This window comes from Curtobacterium sp. MCSS17_007 (genome assembly GCF_003234175.2).
Classification (GTDB): domain Bacteria; phylum Actinomycetota; class Actinomycetes; order Actinomycetales; family Microbacteriaceae; genus Curtobacterium.
On record NZ_CP126257.1, the window covers coordinates 1,401,314 to 1,417,883 of the forward strand.

15 protein-coding genes and 1 tRNA gene are annotated in these 16,570 nt (G+C 72.4%); 5 read left to right on the forward strand and 11 right to left on the reverse strand.

The window, feature by feature from the left end:
- Positions 1–25: 25 nt before the first annotated feature.
- Entirely contained in the window at positions 26–2,770 is a 2,745-nt protein-coding gene (gene aceE, locus DEJ22_RS06590) for a pyruvate dehydrogenase (acetyl-transferring), homodimeric type (protein WP_111225871.1), read from the reverse strand.
- A gap of 242 nt (positions 2,771–3,012) precedes the next feature.
- On the opposite strand from aceE, the gene DEJ22_RS06595 reads away from it, so the two are divergent.
- Positions 3,013–3,501 (forward strand): peroxiredoxin, encoded by a 489-nt coding sequence (locus DEJ22_RS06595; protein ID WP_111225872.1) that lies wholly within the window; start codon positions 3,013–3,015, stop codon positions 3,499–3,501.
- A 97-nt stretch (positions 3,502–3,598) separates the two neighbouring features.
- On the forward strand, positions 3,599–4,534 hold the full coding sequence (locus DEJ22_RS06600; protein WP_111225873.1) for an alpha/beta fold hydrolase: 936 nt from the start codon (positions 3,599–3,601) through the stop codon (positions 4,532–4,534).
- 114 nt (positions 4,535–4,648) lie between these two features.
- On the opposite strand, the gene DEJ22_RS06605 is transcribed toward DEJ22_RS06600, so the two are convergent.
- The 3 genes from DEJ22_RS06605 to DEJ22_RS06615 form a co-directional block, all read right to left on the reverse strand.
- Entirely contained in the window at positions 4,649–5,254 is a 606-nt protein-coding gene (locus DEJ22_RS06605; RefSeq protein ID WP_146241655.1) for a hypothetical protein, read from the reverse strand.
- Complete coding sequence (locus DEJ22_RS06610) at positions 5,251–6,231, reverse strand: aldo/keto reductase (RefSeq protein ID WP_111225875.1); 981 nt, start codon at positions 6,229–6,231, stop codon at positions 5,251–5,253. Before DEJ22_RS06610 ends, DEJ22_RS06605 begins: the two co-directional genes overlap by 4 nt.
- Positions 6,232–6,298: 67 nt before the next feature.
- Entirely contained in the window at positions 6,299–6,841 is a 543-nt protein-coding gene (locus DEJ22_RS06615; RefSeq protein WP_111225876.1) for a hypothetical protein, read from the reverse strand.
- 90 nt (positions 6,842–6,931) lie between these two features.
- Here DEJ22_RS06615 and DEJ22_RS06620 point away from each other — a divergent pair, with 90 nt between their 5' ends.
- Entirely contained in the window at positions 6,932–8,704 is a 1,773-nt protein-coding gene (locus tag DEJ22_RS06620) for an AMP-binding protein (protein ID WP_111225877.1), read from the forward strand.
- 12 nt (positions 8,705–8,716) lie between these two features.
- On the opposite strand, the gene DEJ22_RS06625 is transcribed toward DEJ22_RS06620, so the two are convergent.
- The 3 genes from DEJ22_RS06625 to DEJ22_RS06635 all read right to left on the reverse strand — a co-directional run bounded on the left by DEJ22_RS06625 (position 8,717) and on the right by DEJ22_RS06635 (position 9,676).
- Positions 8,717–8,878 carry a hypothetical protein gene (locus DEJ22_RS06625; RefSeq protein WP_181430642.1) on the reverse strand — a complete coding sequence of 54 codons (162 nt, stop codon included), beginning with the start codon at positions 8,876–8,878 and terminating at the stop codon, positions 8,717–8,719.
- Positions 8,879–8,883: 5 nt separating this feature from the next.
- A complete protein-coding gene (locus DEJ22_RS06630) occupies positions 8,884–9,033 on the reverse strand; it encodes a hypothetical protein (protein WP_181430643.1) in 150 nt (49 codons plus the stop codon).
- A 79-nt stretch (positions 9,034–9,112) separates the two neighbouring features.
- Entirely contained in the window at positions 9,113–9,676 is a 564-nt protein-coding gene (locus tag DEJ22_RS06635; RefSeq protein WP_111225878.1) for a MarR family winged helix-turn-helix transcriptional regulator, read from the reverse strand.
- A gap of 442 nt (positions 9,677–10,118) precedes the next feature.
- On the opposite strand from DEJ22_RS06635, the gene DEJ22_RS06640 reads away from it, so the two are divergent.
- On the forward strand, positions 10,119–11,732 hold the full coding sequence (locus DEJ22_RS06640) for a long-chain-fatty-acid--CoA ligase (RefSeq protein ID WP_111225879.1): 1,614 nt from the start codon (positions 10,119–10,121) through the stop codon (positions 11,730–11,732).
- Positions 11,733–11,931: 199 nt separating this feature from the next.
- Positions 11,932–12,004, forward strand: a tRNA-Val gene (locus tag DEJ22_RS06645).
- Positions 12,005–12,117: 113 nt separating this feature from the next.
- On the opposite strand, the gene DEJ22_RS06650 is transcribed toward DEJ22_RS06645, so the two are convergent.
- The 4 genes from DEJ22_RS06650 to DEJ22_RS06665 form a co-directional block, all read right to left on the reverse strand.
- On the reverse strand, positions 12,118–12,600 hold the full coding sequence (locus DEJ22_RS06650) for a DUF4396 domain-containing protein (RefSeq protein ID WP_111225880.1): 483 nt from the start codon (positions 12,598–12,600) through the stop codon (positions 12,118–12,120).
- Positions 12,601–12,776: 176 nt separating this feature from the next.
- The gene (locus tag DEJ22_RS06655; protein ID WP_181430644.1) at positions 12,777–14,219 is read right to left on the reverse strand and encodes a family 20 glycosylhydrolase; all 1,443 of its coding nucleotides are present in this window, start codon (positions 14,217–14,219) and stop codon (positions 12,777–12,779) included.
- Positions 14,220–14,541: 322 nt separating this feature from the next.
- Complete coding sequence (locus DEJ22_RS06660) at positions 14,542–15,510, reverse strand: helix-turn-helix transcriptional regulator (RefSeq protein ID WP_146241656.1); 969 nt, start codon at positions 15,508–15,510, stop codon at positions 14,542–14,544.
- A gap of 74 nt (positions 15,511–15,584) precedes the next feature.
- The gene (locus DEJ22_RS06665; protein WP_111225883.1) at positions 15,585–16,190 is read right to left on the reverse strand and encodes an HD domain-containing protein; all 606 of its coding nucleotides are present in this window, start codon (positions 16,188–16,190) and stop codon (positions 15,585–15,587) included.
- Positions 16,191–16,570 lie beyond the last annotated feature (380 nt).

Genomic DNA, 16,570 nt, shown 5'->3' on the forward strand with positions numbered 1-16,570 from the left:
GGTGCGGGGTGTGCTCACCGGGGGATCAGGCCTCTCCGCCCGCGCTGCCGGTGGTGCCGGCGTTGACGTCGTGCAGGCGGTACTTGTCGATCGCCTGCTGGACGAGGGCGTGGTCGACCTTGCCCTGCTTCGCGAGCTGCTGCAGCGTCCGCACGACGACCGAGGGGCCGTCGATGTGGAAGAAGCGGCGGGCCGCGGGGCGCGTGTCCGAGAAGCCGAAGCCGTCGGCGCCGAGCGTGGCGTAGTCGGTCGGCACGAACGGGCGGATCTGCTCCTGCACGGCGTGCATGAAGTCGCTCACCGCCACGACCGGACCCTCGGTGCCGAGCAGGCGCTCGGTCACGTACGGGGTGCGCGGCTGCTCGTTCGGGTGCAGGAACGCCTGCTGCTCGGCGTCGAGCCCGTCACGGGTGAGCTCGCCCCAGCTCGTGACGCTCCAGACGTCGGCGGACACGCCCCAGTCCTCGGCGAGGAGCTGCTGCGCCTCGAGGATCCACGGCACTGCGACACCGGACGCGAGCAGCTGGGCCTTCGGGCCGTCGTGCTCGCTCGGCTTGAGCAGGTACATGCCCTTGACGATGCCCTCGACGTCGACGCCCTCGGGCTCGGCGGGCTGGACGATCGGCTCGTTGTAGACCGTCAGGTAGTACATGACGTTCGGGTCGGCGTGCTTCGGCGAGCCGTCCTCGTTCGTGCCGTACATGCGGTCGAGGCCCGACTTGACGATGTGGCCGATCTCGTAGCCGTAGGCCGGGTCGTACGACACGACCGCCGGGTTCGTCGCCGCGAGGAGCGGCGAGTGGCCGTCGGCGTGCTGCAGGCCTTCACCGGTCAGGGTGGTCCGACCGGCGGTGGCACCGATCATGAACCCGCGAGCCATCTGGTCGCCGGCGGCCCAGATCGCGTCGCCCGTGCGCTGGAACCCGAACATCGAGTAGAAGACGTAGACCGGGATGAGCGGCTCGCCCTGCGTCGAGTACGAGGTGCCGACCGCGGTGAACGCGGCCAGGGCTCCAGCCTCGTTGATGCCGACGTGGACGATCTGGCCCTGCGGGCTCTCCTTGTACGCCAGGAGGAGCTCGCGGTCGACCGACGTGTAGTGCTGGCCGTTCGGGTTGTAGATCTTCGCGGTCGGGAAGTAGGCGTCCATGCCGAACGTCCGTGCCTCGTCCGGGATGATCGGGACCACGCGGTCGCCGAAGTCGGGCGACCGCAGCAGGTCCTTCAGCAGACGGGCGAACGCCATCGTCGTGGCGACCTCCTGCTTGCCGGAGCCCTTCTTGACGACCTGGTACTTCGACTCGTCCGGCAGCGTGAACTGCGTGTACTTCGTCCGACGCTCCGGCACGTACCCGCCGAGCGCGCGACGACGCTCGTGCATGTACTGGATCGCCTCGTCGTCGTTGCCCGGGTGGTAGTACGGCGGTGTGTAGGGGTCCTGCTCGAGCTGCGCGTCCGAGATCGGGATGCGCATCTCGTCGCGGAACTGCTTGAGGTTGTCGAGCGTGAGCTTCTTCATCTGGTGGGTCGCGTTGCGGCCCTCGAAGCTCGGGCCGAGGCCGTAGCCCTTGACCGTCTTCGCCAGGATGACGGTCGGCTGGCCCTTGTGCTCGGTCGCGGCCTTGAACGCGGCGTAGACCTTGCGGTAGTCGTGGCCACCGCGCTTGAGGTTCCAGATCTGGTCGTCGGTGTAGCCCTCGACCAGCTGGAGCGCCTTCGGGTCGCGCCCGAAGAAGTTCTCGCGGACGTAGGCACCGTTCTCGGCCTTGTACGTCTGGTAGTCGCCGTCCGGCGTCGCGTTCATCAGGTTGAGGAGCGCGCCCTCGGTGTCGCGGGCGAGCAGGTCGTCCCACTCACGGCCCCAGACGACCTTGATGACGTTCCAGCCCGCGCCGCGGAAGAACGCCTCGAGCTCCTGGATGATCTTGCCGTTGCCACGCACCGGGCCGTCGAGGCGCTGGAGGTTGCAGTTGATCACGAAGTTCAGGTTGTCGAGCCCGTCGTTCGCCGCGACCTGCAGCTGACCGCGCGACTCGACCTCGTCCATCTCGCCGTCGCCGAGGAACGCCCACACCTGCTGGTCGGAGGCGTCCTTGATCCCACGGTTGGACAGGTACTTGGCCTGCTGCGCCTGGTAGATCGCGTTGATCGGGCCGATGCCCATCGACACGGTCGGGAACTGCCAGAAGTGCGGCATGAGGCGCGGGTGCGGGTACGACGACAGACCGCCACCGGCGTGCGACTTCTCCTGGCGGAAGCCGTCGAGCTGGTCCTCGCTGAGGCGGCCCTCCATGTAGGCACGTGCGTACATGCCGGGGGAGGCGTGGCCCTGGAAGAAGACCTGGTCGCCGCCGGACGGGTGGTCCTGCGCGCGGAAGAAGTGGTTGTAGCCGACCTCGTACATGGCGGCGCTCGACGCGTAGGTCGAGATGTGGCCGCCCACCGCGACGCCGGGCCGCTGGGCCCGGTGCACCGTGATCGCGGCGTTCCACCGGATCCACCGGCGGTAGCGGCGCTCGAGTTCCTCGTCGCCGGGGAACTCCGGCTCGTCCTCGGGCGCGATCGTGTTCACGTAGTCGGTCGTCGGGACCATCGGCACGCCGAGGTGCAGCTCGTTCGAGCGCTTCAGCAGGCTCTGCATGATCTCGCGGGCCCGCTGGTGGCCGTGCGTCGCGACGAGCCCGTCGAGCGACTCACGCCACTCTGCGGTCTCCTCCGGGTCCTGGTCGGTCCCTGCGGTGCTGCGCGGGTCCTGGTCGTTCACCGTCACCCTTGACCTCGTTCGTTCTCGTGGTGGTGGACATGGGGGCCACCGGTGGTCGGGTCACGACCGGATGGGGCCCACACCACCTTAGGCCCCACGACCGACCCACAGGCTGATGGTGACGTGCACGTGGACGGGCGCTTGCATCCTGGTGTCGTCGGCGTACGATTGCCGATCGTGCACGGGCGACCCGCACGTGCACACGCGACACGGGCACACCCCACGCCCGAGGAAGAAGCTGTGCACCGATGGCCCTGGAGATCGGCTCACTCGCGCCGGACTTCGAGCTCCCGAACCAGTTCGGTGAGCACGTCCGCCTCAGCGACTTCCGCGGCGTCCGCCCGGTCGCCCTCGTCTTCTTCCCGTTGGCGTTCTCGTCCGGGTGCACCAACGAGCTCTGCACGCTCCAGGACAACATCGCGATGTTCGAGGACCAGCGCGTCGAGCTGATCGGCATCTCGGTCGACTCGAAGGCGACGCTCCGCTCGTTCGCCGAGACGCACGGCTACGACTTCGAGCTGCTCGCGGACTTCTGGCCGCACGGCGCGGTGTCGAAGGAGTACGGCGTGTTCCTCGAGAAGAAGGGCTTCGCCACCCGGGCGACCTTCGTGATCGACGTGCAGGGCCGGATCAAGGCTTCGATCATCACGGAGCCGGGGCTGCAGCGCGACGTCGCGGAGTACCGCGCGGCGCTCGACCGGCTCGCTGCGTGCACGGCGCCCGTCCCCGTCGGCTGACCGCGCTCCTTCCCGCTGACACGACCCTCCTCGGCGGCGCTCCGCTCCGAAGGAGTGGTGGGCGCGTCCGCGCCCGCGTGACCGGACGGGAGGCACCGTGCACGACGTCGACTCCACGGCCGTCACGGACGTGGTGACGGACGGTCCGTACGCGCCCTGGCCGGTGGTGGACGACCCCGGCACGTGGTCCCTGGAGCGCAGCACGGTCACGACCGGGTCGGGCGACGTCGTCGTCCACCACCGTGTCGGGCCCGATCCGGTCCTCCTCGTGCACGGTGTCGCCGGGTCGTGGACCACGTGGACACCCCTGCTGGCCGAGACCGGCGGCGTCGGTGAGCGCGGTCTCGTCCTCGTCGACCTGCCCGGCTGGGGAACCTCCCCGGCGCCGGTGGGCGCGTTCGACGTCGAGCGCGGCGCCGGGATCCTCGTCGAGGTCCTCGACGCGCTCGGGCTGTCGGCGGTGGACGTCGTCGGGCACTCGATGGGCGCGTTCGTCGCGCTGCACCTGGCGGTCGCCGCACCCGTCCGGGTCCGCTCCCTCGGACTGGTGTCGGGCACGACGACGGCGACCGTCCGCGCCGCACGGCACCCGTGGCGGGCGCTGGGCACCCTGCCGGCCTTCACGCTCCTCCGCGCCGGGCTCCTCGTCACCAGCGGGGCCGCTCGCGGGCTGCTCCGCGGGATCGCGTGCGTCGGTCTGCTGCCCCTCGTCGCAGCGCCGGTGTTCACGCACGTGCGGCGGCTCGACCGGAGCGTGCTCGACGCCTTCGTCGACGAGTTCCGACCGGAACGCTTCACCGCCGCGGCCCGGGCGGCCGCGTCCTACGACGTCGAGCGCTGGCGCGCGGTCACGTGCCCCGTCACCGCAGTGCTCGGTCGTGACGACGTGTTCGCCCGGGTGTCCGACCTCGACGACCTGCGGCGGCTGCTGCCCGACGTCCGCACCGCGGTGCTCGGCGACTGCGGCCACTTCGCGCACGTCGAGCACCCCGCCGTCGTCGCGGGCCTGCTCGGGCTCGACGGACGGCGCTGATCCGGCGCGCCGCTCCGTGCGGACGGATCGGCCCGGGCGCGGTCACCGGCCCGCTCCGCGGTGACCACCGGTCGGCGCACGTCCCGTCGGGACGGGTCGCGGGCCTCCACCCCGTCAGCGGTACTGCGGCGGCCAGTCGAACGGAGCCGGCAGACGCGGCACCTCACCGACGGTGGTGACGGCGAGCACCACCTGCCGCCGGTCGACCAGCGCGATCGACCGGGGGTTGCCGAGGTACCGGTGACCGTCGACCCAGACGGTCAGCTCGCCCCGGAGCCCGCCGACGTGTCCCACGCCGAGGGACACGTCCCACTCGTCGAAGAACTGCCCGAGGGTGAAGGTCTGCCGGGTCGGTGACTCCACGTGCAGGATCCCGGAGGTGTCGTGCGTGTGCAGCTCGGCCGCGAAGTGCTCCCGCGCCGAGTGCCCGACGTCGCCCGGCACGGTCACCGGCGTCGAGCCGTCGAGCACCGTGAGGTGCGTGTGCACGTGCTCCGCGAGCGGCGCGCCCCACACGTTCCGCAGACCGGCGGCCTCGGCGCGGGACCGCAGGTCGGTCGGCGCCGGCCAGGGAGGCGCGGTCCGGGTCGTGCCCGCGGCCGGAGCGGTGCACAGTGCGAGCAGCACGACCGCCACCGCCGCCACGAGCGTCACGACCACCCCGCGTGGAGCGATCGAGCGGGCGGCGGTCCGCCCGCTCCACCCGGACCGCCCCGTCACCACTTGTCGTGCACCGCCGCGCGGAACCACCGGTCGTAGAGCTCGTGCACGGTCCCGTCGAGACCGGGGACCTCGCCGAGGTCCGCCGCGCCGGCGTTCGACCGCGCCTGCTCCGGGTTGCGCGCTCCCGGGATGGCCGCGGTGACGCCGTCCTGGGCGACGATCCACGCCAGTGCCGCCTGCGGGACCGACACGCCCTCGGGGAGCGCGGACGCGAACGCCTGCGCAGCCCGGACGCCGTCCTCGAAGTCGACGCCGCTGAAGGTCTCGCCCTGGTCGAAGGCCTCGCCGTGCCGGTTGTAGTTGCGGTGGTCGCCCTCGCTGAACGTCGTCTCGGTCGTGTACTTGCCGGACAGCAGCCCCGACGCCAGCGGGACGCGCGCGAGGATGCCGACGCCAGCCTCCCGTGCGGCCGGGAGCACGCGGTCCAGCGGCTTGAGGCGGAAGGCGTTGAGGATGACCTGCACGCTCGCGACGTGCGGGCGGGCGATCGCGGTGAGCGCCTGGTCGGCGGTCTCGACCGAGACGCCGTACGCGGCGATCGAGCCGTCCGCGACGAGCGCGTCGAGGGCGTCGTAGACCGCGTCGTCCGCGAAGACGGCCGTCGGCGGGCAGTGCAGCTGCACGAGGTCGAGGGTGTCCTGCTGCAGGTTGCGGCGGGAGCGGTCGACCCACTCGCGGAAGTTCGCCGCGACGTAGTTGGCGGGGACCTGGTCGACCCGACGGCCCATCTTGGTCGTCACCGTGAGCGGTACGTCCGGGTTGGCCTGCCGCCACGACCCGATGAGCTGCTCGCTGCGACCGTCGCCGTACACGTCGGCGGTGTCGAAGAGGGTGACGCCGGACTCGACCGACGCGTCCATCACGGCGGCGGCGTCCTGCTCGCTGACGGGACCCCAGTCTCCGCCGAACTGCCAGGTACCGAGACCGACGACGGACACGGAGCGGCCGGTACGGCCGAGGGTGCGACTCTGCATGCTGCCGAGCGTAGTCACGGTGCCGCGCGCGTGCCGCTCCCTGTCCGCACGCCGCCGCCGGTGGTCGTCAGGAGCCGTGCGGCGCCGGGTCGGTCGAGACACCGCGGCGCAGCAGGGCACGGGCCGCACGAGCACGGGGGATGACCCAGAGGACCGCCCAGAGGCCGATACCGAGCCAGAGCGCCACGAGCAGGGCGGTCAGGACCGACCCGTGCTGGTCGGCCATCGACAGGGTCATCGCGGTCCAGAGGACGCAGAGCACGACCTTCCCCCAGCCGGCACCCTCGCGGTCCGCCTGCGCCTGCAGTGCCGGCACCCACTCCTCAGCGGGCACCGCTGCCGGTACGTGACCGTCCGCGACCCAGCGCTGCACCGCGACGGACCGCTCGTAGCCACCGGCGGCCCGCCAGGACCGCAACTGCGTCCACACCCCCACGGCGGCACCGACGAGTCCGGCCGGGACGCCGAGGCCGACCAGGAGGCCCGTCGTCGCCGTGGTCCAGGACGACGCAACGAGCACGACGAGCACCACGGCGAAGGCCGCGCCGGCGCCCGCGCTGCCGAGCAGCCGCAGGCGGCCGCCCTCGTCCACCACACCGACACCGTCCACGGGAGCAGACGCTACCCGCGTCGGTCGACCGTGCGCTGCGCCGGCACCCCGCTCGCTGCGCACTCGGCTGCGGTGCGGCATGATCGACCGGTGCCCTCCTCGAACCCGACCACGGTCTACCGCGCCGCCCGCGACGAGCTGCTCGCGGTCCTCGACGAACACGACACCGAGCGCGCCGAGGCCGCCCGACGCGCCTTCCGGTGGCCCGACCTCGGCGCCGACTTCAACTGGGCGACCGACTGGTTCGACGTCGTCGCCCAGGACAACGACCGGGTGGCCCTGTGGATCGTCGACGAGGACGGCGGTTCCCGGACCACGTACGCGCAGATGGCGGCGAGGTCCGACCGGCTCGCGGTGCACCTCGACCGGCTCGGCGTCCGGAAGGGCGACCACGTGCTCCTCATGCTCGGCAACCAGCTCGAGCTCTGGGAGACCATGCTCGCGGTGATGAAGCTCGGTGCGGTGATCCTGCCGACCTCGACGATGCTCGACACGGCTGACCTGCAGGACCGGATCGATCGCGGCGGGGTGTCCCACGTCGTCACGAACCACGGGGAGACGCCGAAGTTCGACGGCGTCACCGGCGCGCCCTCGCGCATCGTCGTCGGGGGAGCGGCGGACGGGTGGACGGCGTACCCGGACGACCTCGGCGAGCCCGCCCCGGCCGACGAGGTCCGCCCACGCGTGACGACCCGGACCACCGACCCGTGCCTGGTCTACTTCACCTCCGGCACCACCTCACGCCCGAAGATGGTCGTGCACACGCAGGCGTCCTACCCGGTCGGGCACCTCAGCACCATGCACTGGCTGGGTCTGCGCCCCGGCGACGTGCACCTCGCCATCAGCTCGCCCGGGTGGGGCAAGCACGCCTGGAGCTGCTTCTTCGCGCCGTGGATCGCCGAGGCGACCGTGTTCGTGTACGACACACCCCGCTTCGACCCGGCGGGCCTGCTCGCCCAGCTCGAGGAGGCCGGCGTCGACACGTTCTGCGCGCCGCCGACCGCGTGGCGCATGCTGCTGCAGTCGGACCTCGGTCCGAAGCCCCGGGCCCTGCGCGAGGTCGTGTCGGCCGGGGAGCCCCTCAACCCCGAGGTCATCGCCCGGGTCGAGGCGGCCTGGGGTCTGACGATCCGCGACGGCTACGGGCAGACCGAGACCACCGCGATCATCGGCAACGTCCCCGGCGCGCCGGTGACGCCCGGCGCGATGGGGCGCCCGCTGCCCGGCGTCGCCGTGACCCTGCTCGACCCGGTCACCGGACGCCCCGGTGACGAGGGCGAGGTCTGCCTCGACCTGACCGAGCGTCCGACGAACCTGATGGCCGGCTACCTCGGCGACCCGGAGCGCACGGCGGACGCGATGCGCGACGGCTTCTTCCACACCGGGGACATCGCGAGCCGCGACGCCGACGGGCAGCTGACGTTCATCGGCCGGACCGACGACGTGTTCAAGTCCTCCGACTACAAGGTGTCGCCGTTCGAGGTGGAGAGCGCCCTGCTGCAGCACGCGGCCGTGGCCGAGAGTGCCGTCGTGCCCGCACCTGACGACGCCCGCCTCAACGTCGTGAAGGCGTACGTGACGCTCGCCGCGGGATGGGAGCCGACGGTCGAGACCGCGCGCGCCGTGCTCGAGCACGCTCGCGTCGCACTGCCCGCCTACGCCCGCGTCCGCCGGGTGGAGTTCGGATCGCTGCCGAAGACGATCTCGGGGAAGATCCGCCGCGTCGAGCTGCGCGAGCGCGAGGAGCGAGCGGCGACCAGCGGGACTCCCGCCGAGGGGGAGTGGCGCGACGAGCAGTTCCCGGAGCTGCGGTCCGTCGGGCGCCGGGCGGACGACCGTCGGGCGCCGGGTCGGCAGGGCTGAGGACGGGATCCGTCAGGCGACGCGGAAGAAGTCGCCGTAGGTCGGCTCCGGCGGGACGTCGCCATGCGTGCGGTGGTGCACGAGGGCGTCGATCTCGTCGGGGTGCCGCAGGCCGCGACGGTGCCACTCGTGCGGGTGGCGCTGGAGTTCGCGGAGGTCCCGGTGGTTCGTCATCGTGCTCAGGCCCCGAGGGTGACGACGGTGACAGCGGCGGTGGCGACGGTGACGGCGACGATGCCGAGGCTCGTGGCCACGGCGGCGAGCACCCGACCCCGGGCTGCTTCGCGGACCTCGGAGAACTGCGAGTGTGTCGCGTCGATGGTGCTCATGGCCGGCCCTTCCCGTGCGGTGACGTCACCGCGGTCGGTGACTGGGACCAGCTTGCTCCGGTTTCCCTAGTTTGTCTAACTACCGAGTTGGATGCGTACGCATCTCGGACATCGGTCCCGGGCGCTCGGCCCCGTCCGCCTCGACCGACGGGGTGTCGGCGTCCATGGCCTCGATCATCTCGGTGAAGAACGCGCCCATCTCGGCGACGGTCTGCGGCGAGAGGCGCTCGGCGGCCGCGATCATCCGCGCGTGGACGTCGGTGAGCTCCGTGCGCACCTCGTCGTCGCTGTGACCGGTCGCGACGAGCAGGGCGCCGCGGCCGTCGGACGGGTCCGGCCGGCGCTCGACGTGGCCGGTCGACACCAGACGCTTCACGACGGCCGTCGTCGACGCCGAGGTGATGCCGAGGTGCGCGGTGAGGTCGCCCGGTCGCACCTGCCGCCCCTGCTCGCCGGCGCGCAGCAGGAACCGCACCGCCTCCATGTCGGTGGCGTTCATCCGCATCGACCGGCGCTTGCGCTCACGCATCGCAACCTCGGCCGCGCGGTACCGCCGCATCAGGGTGAGCAGTTCGACCCCGGCCTTCTCCTGCCGGTCGGGGTACCAGTACCCCGATGCTCCGTGCGTGCCGCCCTCGGTCATCGCACACCTCCTCACGCTGTGCGGCAGACGGTACCGACGAGCCCTCGCAGCACGGCGGTGAGCGGGGTACAGCCGACGTGGCCACGGGACCGCCGGGAGGCGCCTGGCGGGCCCGCACCGTGCCTCCTGTCCGTCCTGGTCAGCGCGTCGGGGACGGGTGAGGAGCAGGCAGGGGCTGGGGCTGGGGCCGTCGGCGGCCGATCCGTGACCCGAACACAGACCGGCCGCCCGGTTCGTGGCACCTGACCCGCGCCACGACGGTTCCCAGACAACACGATCCGTCTGTGCGCGCGAGCGGTGAGCCGGAGCGCGCAACGGGCCGGGGGACGCCGCCGGCTCGGGTACCCCCGGCCACGCCCGGCCGAGGGGTGTTCCGGCCCCGGGGAGCGCCCGCGCCGTAGGCTCCGTGAGGAGAACTCGTCACGGGAGACGGAAGGCCGGCATGACCAGCACCACCACCAGCACCCACTCCGCACCCGGCGCCGTCAGCGGGGCCAGGACCACCCAGGCCACCGCATCGGTCGCCGCGATCCTGGCGGAGTCGGCCGCCCGCTTCCCCGACGACGTCGCCGTCGTCGTCGGTGACCAGCGCACCACCTACGCGGAACTCTGGGCACAGACCCTCGGGTACGCCGGCGCCCTGCGTGCGCGTGGGGTGCAGGAGGGCGACCGCGTCGCCATGCTGGTGCCGAACGTGGCCGACTTCCCCCGCGTCTACTACGCAGCCCTCGCACTCGGTGCGGTCGTCGTCCCGGTGCACGCGCTCCTCAAGCGCCGTGAGATCGAGTACGTCCTGCGGGACAGTGACGCCCGCGTCCTGGTCTGCGCCGCCCCGCTGCTCGCCGAGGGAGCTTCCGGTGCCGAGCTCGCCGGCGTCGACGTGCTGAGCGTCCTGGCCCCGACCGACAGCGCCGACGGGCACGACCGGCTCGAGACGCTGGCCGCCGCGAGCGAGCCCCTCGACACCTACGTCCCGCGGCACCCCTTCGACACCGCCACGATCCTGTACACCAGCGGGACCACCGGTCAGCCGAAGGGTGCGGAGGGCTCGCACTTCGCGTTGCTCGAGCAGGTCAACACGTGCCTGCTCACGACCTTCGACATGCGGCGCGGCGACGTCCTGCTCGGAGCGCTGCCCCTGTTCCACACCTTCGGGCAGACGTGCACGATGAACACGGGCTTCCGTGCCGGCGCGACCATCGTCATGCTGCCGAGGTTCGACGGCGACGCCGCGCTCGCGGCGATGGTCGAGCACGACACGGCCATCTTCATGGGCGTGCCGACGATGTACATCGCGCTGCTCGACGCCGCCACCCGGTCCGAGGCGCGACCGCGCCTGCGCTACGCGATCTCCGGCGGGGCGTCGCTGCCGCTCGCCGTGCTCGAACGCTTCCAGCAGGAGTTCGACGCACCCGTGCACGAGGGGTACGGGCTCACCGAGACCTCGCCGGTCGCGTCCTTCAACCACGTCGGCGTGGAACCGCGCCCCGGCACGATCGGCACGCCGATCTGGGGCGTCGACATCGAGATCGCCGACCCCGAGGTCACCGACCGCACCGTGCTGCTCCCGACCGGGGAGATCGGCGAGCTCGTGATCCGGGGCCACAACCTCATGAACGGGTACCTCAACCGGCCGGACGCCACCGCCACGGCGATCGTGGACGGCTGGTTCCGCACGGGCGACCTCGGGACGAAGGACGACGACGGCTACCTGACGATCGTCGACCGCACGAAGGACATGATCATCCGCAACGGCTACAACGTGTACCCACGGCAGGTCGAGGAGGTCCTCGCCGCGCACGCCGACGTCACGATGGCGGCGGTCTTCGGTGTCCCGCACGACGTGCACGGGCAGGAGGTCGCGGCAGCGGTCGTGCTCCGGCAGGGGGCCGTCGTCACACCCGACGAGCTGATCCGCTTCGTCGCGGACGAGATCGCCGTCTACAAGTACCCCCGCCTCGTGCACGTGGTCGACGCGCTGCCGCTCGGGCCGAGCGGGAAGGTGCTCAAGCGGGAGCTCGTCGAGCGGTTCGGCGGTGGGGGAGCGGAAGGCTGATCGGCTGTCGTAGGCGGTCGACCGCCGGGGTCACCGTCCCCGGCGGTCGTGCCGCGTGACGGCGGCGACGACGACGAGGGGCGCCGTGCCGGACGCCGCAGCGTCGTCCGCGTGGCGGTCCGGCTCCGTGGGGTGATCTCACACCGCTCCAGCATGGCGCAGGGCGTGCGCTCCTGGACCGTCTAGGATCGGACAGGAGGGGCCTTTAGCTCAGCTGGTAGAGCGCCACGTTTACACCGTGGATGTCGTCGGTTCGATCCCGGCAGGGCCCACGGGTGAACGTGCCGACCGCCTCGTCGCCGCTGTGTCCGTCATCCTCTCCGCAGCGGGTCCGGCCCGGACCGTCCAGCCGCACACACGGTGTGTGCGCGTGCGCGTCGACGGCTCAGTGGTGGCCGTGGACGACGGCGTGCCCGAGCCCGCGACTGATCATCCACCGGTTGACCGGTGTGGTCACCACGAAGGCGAGGGCCAGGGACAGCGCCAGGGAGCCCCAGAAGAGCCACTGGTCCAACTGCGCGTCCATCGCCCCGGGGATCGCCACGATGGCGGTGTTGTCGATCACCTCCATCACCGCGATCGAGACCGTGTCGGCAGCGAGCGCGACCTTGAGGGCCGCGCCGAAGCCCAGGCCGGTCCTGACCACGCCACGCATCGTGAGCGCGTAGCCGAAGACGAACGCGAGCGCGATCGACAGGACGATCGTGCCGGCGTCGTGGAAGCCGAGCGCAGTGCCGACCACCATGCCGAGGACCTCGCCGATCGCACACCCGGTGAGGCAGTGCAGCGTCGCCTGGGCGGCCATCGCCCACGACGTCGTCGTGCGGCTGCCATCGCCGGCTGTCCGGTGGTGCTCGTGCGTGTCCATGCTGTTCCGATCTGGTGGGGTCGATCCTCGCGCAGGTACCCCCAGGGGGTACTTGCCTGGTACAACGCGCATGTGCCGCTCGTGTTCCCGGAGGGCCGCACCGGCGGGGACAGGCCCGGCCGCCGACTCCCGACGCGGACGTTTCACGGACCGTGATCGGCGGCGCCGGGGCCCGCTCAGGAGCGGGCGGTCTCGATCATCGCGACCACGTGCGGTCGGCTCCACTCCAGCAGGGCATCCGACGGTGGTTGCTCGAGGTCCTCGCCCCAGATCGCGACGGCGGCACCCGACATCGGCGTCCCCAGTCGCGCACCCGTGTCACCGTCCCACGTCCGGAGCGACCAGTGCGCACGCAGGTCCGTGGCAGCGTACGCGCTGTCCGCCGGGTCGAGGTCCGTCGGCACCTCGTACAGGTGGTACGAGTCGTAGCTGAGCAGGTCCGTCCCGGCCGCGGAGAGGTCGTCCGCGCCCGCTCGGTGCTGGCGACGCTCGCGGCGTTCCGCAGGATCCTCGGTGTCGCCGTCGAAGCTCCAGTAGGTGACCCGGATGCGCGGGTCCAGCCGTCCGATCGCAGCCCGGTCGATCCCGTCGTTCCACGCCCACACCTCGCGGTCGCCGGCAGCGGCCGCCATCGCGTCGAGCCAGGCGACACGGTCGTCGGCGCTGACGTCGTCCCCCCACTCGTCCCCGCCGATGTGGACGGTCCGGCTGCCGGGGAAGGTGCGCTCCACCTCGGCGACGACCCGGGCCGCCAGCGCAGCGCTCGCGGGCGCCGACACGTCGAGCTCGTTCGTGCCCGATCGGATGCGGTCGACGTACTCCTCGCCGTGCCGCGCCTCGAGGAGGGCGAACGCGGCCGCCATGTGCCCGGGGGTGTCGACCTCCGGTACGACGGCGACGCCGCGTTCCGCTGCGTGGTCCGCGATCTCCCGTGCCTGCGCGGCACTGAGGAAGGGGCGGTGGGTGACCCGACTCGTCCAGACGCCGTCGCGCAGGTCGGCGTCCGCGAGCGTCTGCCCCAGCACGTCGCTCTCGATGCCGACGTTCTGGTCGTCGGTGAGGTGCAGGTGCAGGAAGGTCCCGCCGTGCTCGGCGAGCAGGTCGACGTACCGCTCGATCAGGGGCACCGGGTAGTAGGCGCGAGCGACGTCGAGCATCACGCCGGTCGACGGGCGCTCCGGGCTCGTGGACCCGGTGGCGACGGTTGCGGTCGACGTGCGGCACGCCGTCGCGGAGTACGCCCCGGAGCACGCGAGGACGGAGTACTCCGCTGCAGGGGCGCGACGAGGGGCCGGGTGCGTCGCGCGGACCGTCGTGCTCGCGCCCGGCGCCAGGGACGGCACCGAGACGTGTCCGAGGGCGTACTTCGTCGTGCCGGTCTGCAGGGAGAGCCAGGCGACGGACGCGGGCTCCCGGGTGGCGGAACGGTTCTCGACACGGACGGTCGTGCGCACCGTGGTGCGGCCGGACGTGGTCGTGCCGCGGGCGGACACGTCCGCGACCGTGACGCTCGGTGCTCGCGCGGCGACGGTCCCGATCGCTGGTCCGCGCGGTCCGTCCGACTCCGCGGGTCCGGCAAGGGCTTCGACCCCGATGATCGTCCCCGCGGACACCGCCATCGCGAGTCCGAGGGTGAGGAGCCGCCGTCGCCTGCGGCGAGCGGGCGCTCCGGACCGCGGGCCCCGACCGGACTCGTCCTGCACCACAGCGCGCCACCCCTCCGACGTCGTGCAGTGCATCCGCACCACAGCGACCACGCCTGCTCCGGACACTCGTGAGCGGACAGGCACGACTGTAGCGGAGCGGACGGGAGGCGCCTCCCGTGGCCCCGCCACGTTCCTCCCGGCCCCGACGGGGTCGTCGCGTCGACCGCGGTCGCCGCGTCCGCTCCGAGGGCTCACCGCACCGGCGCCCGGCGGGGTACCGAGCCCCGCCGCACGGTCACCGCCGCGTGCGCAGGGTCTCGCTCGGGAGCTCGCCGAAGCGCTTCGCGTACGCCGCCGAGAACCGCCCGGCATGGGCGAAGCCCCACGTGCGCGCGACCTCGGCGACGGTGACCTCGCCCACCGACCCGTACCGGAGCTCGGCGCGGACGCGGTCGAAGCGGATGCCCCGCAGGACCGCGTTGGGCGATGTGCCCACCTGGCGTTGGAACCCCTGCTGCAGCCCACGCACGCTCAACCCGACGTGCTCGGCGACGTCCGTCGTGGTGATGGGGGACCGGGCGTTCGCGTGCATGTACTCGAGGGCTTCGAGCACCCGCCCTCGTGCGCCGGGGTGCACCGGAACCCGCGGGGCCAGGGTGCTGTGCGGGAAGGCGCGGAGCATCGCGACGGCGGAACGGCGGGCGGCCTCCGCCATGGCGAGCGGTGTCAGCGGGGCACCGCCCAGGACCACCTGCGCGGTGTCGCGGAGCTCCGCGTTCCACGCACGGAGGGCGTCGTGGCGGGGCTCCGCGGCGTGGTCGAACACCAGGGGAGCCGGCTCGTCGCCGTGCAGCTCGGCGGCGATCCGTTCGAGCAGTCGTCGGTCGAACTGGACGACGTTCTGGTGCACGTCCGACAGGTCGAAGCGGAAGGGGCGCTCGCTCGGGAAGACGACCGGACGGCCGGGCGTGAGCGCGACCTCGTCGCGGCCGATGTCCATCAGCCCACCGCCGTCGCTGACCCACGTGACGAAGTAGTGGCTGGTCGCGTCGACCTCACCGACCATGCGGCCGTCGAAGCGCTTCGAGTCCAGGGACAGGCCGTCGCCGCCCACCGACCGGAACCGGTACCCGAACCGCCGCTCGGTCCGTTCGGGCAGGAACCCGGACGCCCCGTACGCCGACTCGAACATCGCGCGGGCGGCGTCGAGGTCGTCCCCGGACGCCTCCACGACGTGGCGGACGTCCGGGGCGGCGATGGTCATGCACCCGATGCTGCCACGGCCGCCTGTCCGCCACCCGTCCGACCACGTGTCGCGGCCGGCGCGTGCCACCGACGTCAGGAGACGGACTCGAGCGGGTTGCGCGCGAGCTTGCCCAGGACGTCGCCGTCGACGAGCCGTCGCGCGGCGGTCGTCGGCTTCCGGGCGGCCTGGTCGACGACGCACGCACCGAACTCCTCGGCCAACTCGCCGCGCGGGTGCGCGGCGAGCACCTCGCGGAGGAAGTCCGTCGGCAGCACGTCCGCACCGGCGCCGGAGACGTCGAGGCCCGTGGCGCGCTCGAGCAGGTGCCCCTCGACGTCCAGTGCCACGTCGACGGCCGGCCAGTTGTGCCGGACGATGACGTCCAGCACCCGTCGCTGTCGGGTGGGCTCCCATCCGGCACCGGTCGTCAGGGCGACCGCGACGTGACCGCCGGCGTGCTCGTAGGACAACGTGTGGTTGTCGAACTCCGTCACCGTGCCGACGTCGTGCAGCAGCGCGGCGACGGCGAGCAGCTCGTGGTCGACGGCGTCGAGGCCGTCGAGCGCCGCGAACCCCTCGGCCCAGTACCACGAGCGCAGCGCGTGAGCCGTGATCGCGGGCGACTGGTACCGCTCCGCGAGTGATGCCGCAGCACGGGTCGCGGGGGTGTCGGGCAGCAGGAAGTCGTCGATGCGCACGTCGTGATGATGGCACCTCCGCGACTCGGTCGGCACGGCACCCCTCGATCACAGCGCGCACCACGGACCGACGCTGCGCCCCGAGGGTCACCGTGCGGTGATGCTCGCCGAGCGAGACGCGGCCGAGGCGCCACGCCCGTGTGGCGTCCGTTCGGGCAGGACCGTGACGGATCGGCCTCCCGGTCCGTCACAGCGGTGAGATGCACGAGGACACCACCGCGACCCCACCGTCCAGAGTCGCACCGCAACGACCCGTCCCGCGGCGGCCGGCTCCGCAGCGACCGGCCCGGCAGCTGGAGCGTTCAGATGCGCCCGACCCCGACGCGCTCGACACCGATGCCCCGGCGAGACCTGACGTCGGACCCGACCCGTCGTCACGG